General features: G+C 64.7%; 6 protein-coding genes. All 6 read right to left on the bottom strand.

From position 1 onward, the window contains the following. Nucleotides 1-1138: sugar ABC transporter ATP-binding protein (locus EN749_RS29375; RefSeq protein WP_145991046.1), on the bottom strand; the 1138-nt coding region annotated here is incomplete at its 3' end. Nucleotides 1139-1187: 49 nt separating this feature from the next. Beyond that, nucleotides 1188-2201, bottom strand: a complete 1014-nt coding sequence (locus EN749_RS29370) for an ABC transporter substrate-binding protein (protein WP_023811211.1) — start codon at nucleotides 2199-2201, stop codon at nucleotides 1188-1190. A 96-nt stretch (nucleotides 2202-2297) separates the two neighbouring features. After that, the gene (locus EN749_RS29365) at nucleotides 2298-3188 is read right to left on the bottom strand and encodes an SMP-30/gluconolactonase/LRE family protein (protein ID WP_127808743.1); all 891 of its coding nucleotides are present in this window, start codon (nucleotides 3186-3188) and stop codon (nucleotides 2298-2300) included. A gap of 278 nt (nucleotides 3189-3466) precedes the next feature. After that, nucleotides 3467-4360, bottom strand: coding sequence for a YihY/virulence factor BrkB family protein (locus tag EN749_RS29360; protein ID WP_127808742.1), 894 nt, complete (start codon nucleotides 4358-4360; stop codon nucleotides 3467-3469). 81 nt (nucleotides 4361-4441) lie between these two features. Then, nucleotides 4442-5164 (bottom strand): response regulator transcription factor, encoded by a 723-nt coding sequence (locus tag EN749_RS29355; protein ID WP_127318792.1) that lies wholly within the window; start codon nucleotides 5162-5164, stop codon nucleotides 4442-4444. Then, nucleotides 5164-5715, bottom strand: a 552-nt coding sequence (locus tag EN749_RS29350; RefSeq protein WP_348629388.1) for an ATP-binding protein, incomplete at its 5' end; no start/stop codon positions are given. The genes EN749_RS29355 and EN749_RS29350, both read right to left, overlap by 1 nt.

Genomic DNA, 5715 nt, shown 5'->3' with positions numbered 1-5715 from the left:
TGCGGATGCCGATCTTCTTCTGCCAGAATGCAGCGAGTTCGGCCTCGCGCTGCGGCGAGATCAGCAGCCCGCTGCGCAGCCGCGCCAGCGAGCGGATGCCGATGTTCTCAGCGATCGACCATTGCGGAAAGATGCCGTCCGACTGGCGGTCGCCGGCGACCAGCGCCACCGGCGCCGTCACCTCGATGCCTGCCTTGGCGCGCGATGCCGCGCTAAAGATCGCCAGCAGCAGGTCGGTCTGGCCGTGTCCCGCCAGACCGGCAAGGCCGATGATCTCCCCGGCGCAGGCGACAAGGTCGGTGCCGTCCTTCTGCGCGGCGGGCCGCGCCCGGACCCGTAGCGGACTGGCGCCGGGCTTGGCGGCAGCGATTTGCGCCGCGATCTTCTGGCGCGCTTCCGCTCCGCCCATCGCCGTCACCAGCCGGTCGCGGTCGAAGGCGCTGGCGGCGTCGGCGACAACCACCTTGCCGTCGCGCATCACCACGATGCGATCGGCGTTGCGCAGCACCTCACCCAGCACATGCGAGATCAGGATGCAGCTTTTGCCGCCGGCAACGAAGCGGCGGACGAAGGCCAGCAGCTGGCCCGCCGTATGCGCATCGAGCGACGATGTCGGCTCGTCGAGGATGACGAGGTCGAGCCGATCCTGAGTGACGGTGAAGGCGCGCGCCACTTCCACCATCTGGCGCCGGCCGATCGACAGGTCGCCGACAATATCGGACGCCGAAATGCTGTGGCCCGGAAAGATCTCGTCGAGCTTGGCGGCGATCAGATCCGCCGCCTTGCGCCGCCAGCCGAAGCCGCGCAGCGACGCGTGGTTGATGCGCGTGTTCTCGGCGACGCTGAGATTGGGGCACAGCGACAGTTCCTGGAAGACGCAGCGTATGCCGAGTTGCTGCGCGCGCGACACCGAGTAGTTGTCCTCGGTGTCGCCATGCACGCCGATCTGCCCACTGTCGGGCACCAGCGTGCCCGCCACCATGTGCATCAGCGTCGATTTGCCGGCGCCATTGTGGCCGACGAGACCAACGCATTCGCCGGGGCCGACATGGAAATCCACGCCGCCCAGTGCGCGAACGGCGCCGAAATGCTTTTCGGCGCCGTTCAGTCTGATGATGTCAGCGTTCCCTTCAGGCATGCTCAACGATATCCGCTCGATGATCCGGAGGGCAACGCTTGTTCAAGGCTCACTTGATGTTGGCTTTGATGGCCGCGATCGCGTCTTCCTGCGTGTATTCGTGGCTGGCGACGCCGCCCTTGGGGATCTTCGGCAGCTCGGCCTCGAAATCGTCCTGTGTGAAGGCCAGATACGGCACCAGCAGATCGTGCGGAATGTCGGTGCGGCCGTCGAGCACCTGCTGCGCCACCCAGAAGGCGAGCGACGACACGCCGGGCGCGATCGAAGCCGACCAGGTCTGGTAGCCGTCCTTGTCCTTCTGCTCCTTCCACCACTGCAGCTCGTCCTGGCGGTTGCCCATGATGATGGTCGGGCGCGGCTTGCCGGCGGCGGCGAAGGCCTGGGCCGCCCCGTAACCGTCACCGCCCTGGTCGACGACGCCTACGATGTCGGGCAGCGACGGCAGGATGGTCGCAACCGCCTTCTGCGCCGTCGTCTGGTCCCAGTCGCCGGTCACCGAACCGACGATCTTGAACTCGGGATGGGCGGCGACGCCTTCGAGGATGCCGGCATGGATGGCATCGTCGATCGAGGTCCCGGCAAGCCCACGGATTTCCAGAAGATTGCCGCCCTTGGGCTGGAACTTGGCCATCTGCTCGATTTCCTGCTTGCCCATGTCCTTGAAGTCGACGACGACACGGTAGGCGCAAGGTTCGGTCACGGTGCCGTCGAAGGAGACGACGACGATGCCGGCATCGCAGGCCTGTTTGATGGCGCCGTTGAGTGCATCCGGCGAGGCCGCGTTGATGACGATCGCGTCATAGCCCTGCAGGATCAGGTTCTGCACCTGTGCTGCCTGCGTCGGCACCTCCTTGTCGGCGGTGGTGAAGATGTCGGCCGCGCCGACGATCTTGTCGGCGACCGCCTTCTTGGTGACGATGCCATAGCTGTCGAGCATCGCCTGCCGCCAGGAATTGCCGGCATAATTGTTGGAAAAGGCAATCTTCTTGCCGCTGGTGTCGGCCAGCGCCGTGCCCGAGGCGAGCATTGCCGCCAAGGCTCCCAGAACGAACAGTTTCTTCATGTCGTTATCCTCCCAGATGTGTTGACTGCTGCATTCCCACCGGCTTTGACCCCGGCCTCACTCCCAACTCTGATTTGAGCACGGATTGTCGCGAGCTCAAAACAGTCTCAATCCCGGCACGCGCACCCTGAGCCGGTACAGCGACGTCGACGCGGTGATGTAGAGGCTTTGCAAATCGTCGTCACCGAAGGTGAAATTCGCGCAATCTTCAGGTGTCCGGATGACGCCAAGAATGGCGCCCGACGCGTCGAAAATGTGGATGCCGCCGGGTCCGGTGCAGTAAAGATTGCCGCGGCTGTCGATCTTCATGCCGTCGGGCGCCCCCGGCCCCTCGCCCTCGGTCACTGCCCACACCGCGCCGCCATCGAGGTCGCCATTGGCTTCGACGCCGAACACCCTGATATGCCCGCGTTCGGTGTCGTTGATGAACAGCCGCGACTCGTCCAGCGAAAAGCAAAGCCCGTTCGGCTGCCCGAAATCGTCGGCCAGCAATGTCAGCCGGGCGCCGTCGCCATCGATGCGGTAGACGCCTTGGAACGGCAGGTCCTGTGGCCGTGGCACGCCATAGAATTCCCTCCGGCCATAGCCCGGATCGGTGAAGTAGATCGATCCGCCGGTGGCAACGACGATGTCGTTCGGGCTGTTGAGCTGCTTGCCCTGATGGTGCGTGGCAAGCACCGTCGCGCCGCCGTTGGGCTCGGCGCGGGTCACCCGGCTTGTTGCGTGCTCGCAGGTGACCAGCCGCCCCTGGCGGTCCAGCGTGTTGCCATTGGCCTTGTGGCTCGGCGCGCGGAACAGCTCGATCTCGCCTTCGGCACTGCGGCGATAGATCCGACTTTCCGGAATGTCGGAGAAGACCAGCCATTTCTCATAGGGGTGCCAGACCGGCCCTTCGAGGAAGCCGAAGCCGCTCGCCACCGTCTCAATGGTCGCATCGCCGACGACATCGTCGAAGCCGGAATGGCGCGCACGCGCCGACACCGACATCATCGGCTCCCGGCGCGAACAGCCGTGCTACTCCGCATGGTGACAAATGGCATGAGCGCTTCCCGATATAGGCTTCTTGTTGGGGCAGAGCGTAGGCGCGGTGCCGACGAGCCGATACGGGTCAAAGCGCACGGCCGACTGTGCGTTTGCACAGTCGGCCGTGCCTATCGAGCACGGGATAGCGACGACGTCAGATCAGGGCCGGCGAACACGCTGCAAAAGCGGTCAGGGCTGCGCTCGCGCACGCCGGCAGAGTTGGACTCCTGCCGTGCTCGAGCTCAGTCGTGCTGCGCGGGTAAAGACCTGTCAACCAAGGTGCCCAGGTCGGACCGGCTGCCGTGCCGAACGGAATAGGCGCGCGTGAACTCGGCGCCGAGGAGGAAAATTTCCGACGAGTAGTAAACCCAGAGCAATATGACGAGCAGGCCGCCAGCGGCGCCATACGAAGACGCAATCGCGCTGGTGCCGATATACCAGCCGATAAGCGATTTCCCCAGTGTGAACAGGGCCGCGGTCCCGACAGCGCCAATTGCCACATCGCGCCATTCCAGGGTTCGATCGGGTAAAACTTTGTAGATGGCGGCAAACATCACCGAGATAAGTGCAAACGAAACGACGCCGTTGATCCCGCTGAGTATGATCGTTCCGAACGGCAGATAGGCGTTGATGAAATCGCCCAGTGCCGAAATCGCAGTGCTTGCGATGAGAGAGACCAGCAACAGGAACCCGAGTGCGGCCACCAACCCCAGACTGGCGGCCCGCGCCCGCACCAGACGCGACAGGGAATTGCCTTGCGGTTCGATCTTCCAGATCGTGTTCAACGATTGCTGCATCTCGCCGAAGACACCAGACGCGGACACCAGCAATGTGACCAGCCCTATGATCGCGGCCCAGGTGCCGTACAGGCTGCCGGATGCACTTTCCAGCGCAGTCTTCAGGAGATCGGCGCTTTCCGGTCCCATCAGCCCTGATATCTGCGCGGACAAGGCCAATTGTGCGGCATCGTGGCCGAAGACGAGACCAGCAATCGCAACCACGATCAGCAAGATCGGCGCCAGCGAAGTGGTGGCATAGAAAGCCATCGCAGCACCATGGCTAAGCGCATTGTCGTTGATGAAGCCGACTATGCTTTCACGCACCAGATGCCATGAATCTGTGATTGAGGGTCGCACTTCGGGTCCGCAGGCATTGAGTTGGCGTTCACTAGCAATGCGCCTGACCTTCCGAAGTTCCGGGGCGTGGCCGCCGCTGTTTCAGTGCTCCGCCAGCCAGGCATCGAGCCGGTCCTGTTCGCGGCGCAGTGCGTCGATGTTGATCAGGCCACGCGCCATGGCGAGATAGATCGCCCGTGTCCGCGAGTTGAACACGGAAGCATCGCCGGCGCCGTCCTCCGCCGGCACGATGCCGAGCTTGTCGTAGCAGTGCTTGATGCGGCTCTGCGCACCACGGATCGACAGGCCGCGCCGCGCCGCGATCGCCCGGTCGGTCAGGCCGAGCGCGATGTCGATCAGGCTCTCATATTCGCCGTCGGTGATGCCCTCGAACTTGTCCTGCACGCGGTGCTGGATGCCGCGGATTTCGCGGTCGATGATGCAGTGGCCTTCGCGGAAAACCCCGCGCAGCGCGGACCGCATGCCTTCCTCCGTCGCCGATTTGAGCACATAGCCGTAGACCGAACCGGGCGGCACGATGCGCGCCACGCCGCGCACATAGGCTTCGTCGGCGAAATTCGACCAGAACAGGATGTGCGTGCCGGCGCGACGGTTCCAGATCGCCTTGGCAACTTCGATTCCCGTCGCCTTGGGCATCTGCAAATCGAGCACGACATGCAGTGGCTCGCGTTCGGCCGCCAGGTTGATGGCGTCCTCGCCGTCGCTCGCTTCGATCACCTCGACGTCGCCGGGCCACAGCTGCTCCACCGTTCGCCGCGCGAAGCTACGGTGCAGCCCGTCATTCTCGGCGATCATCACAAGCATCACATGGCCTCCGATACGGCGAACTCGCCAGGCACCGCTGCAGCCGCCGCCAATTCTCGCGACGGCTGGCGGTCGATCTCGACGACGACACGGGTGCCGCCGTTCTTGCGGCCGGCCTGGCCGATACGCAGCCGCGCCCCGATAAGGGCTGCCCGCGTGTGCATATGGCCGATGCCGCCATACGCGGCCGGGTCGACGGTGCCGCAGCCTTGGCCGTCATCCGTCACGATGACCCGCAGCACGCTCGCGGTCGACGCCAACAGCACGTCGATGCGGTGCGGCGCGGCATGGCGAACGGCATTGTTGATCGCTTCCTGCACGATCCGGTAGAGCGCGGTCCGCACTGGCTCGGCCAGGCTGTCGGCACCGCCGTCGCTGGTGTCGGCGATGCGCACGGCGATCGGCGGCTTGGCCCTGGCGACGCTGCGGTTGAGATGCGCCTCGACCGCGTCGCGCAGGCCGAACAGTTCGAGCACGCTCGGCCGCATGTCGTCGACGATGTGGCGCAGTTCCGTCAGGCAGCCGGCGACCTCATGCTCGAGATCGGCAAG

This window comes from Mesorhizobium sp. M7A.F.Ca.ET.027.02.1.1, assembly GCF_004022985.1.
GTDB lineage: Bacteria > Pseudomonadota > Alphaproteobacteria > Rhizobiales > Rhizobiaceae > Mesorhizobium.
The sequence above is the reverse complement of the archived record's forward strand: the minus strand, read 5'-3'. Positions and strand labels throughout refer to the sequence as shown.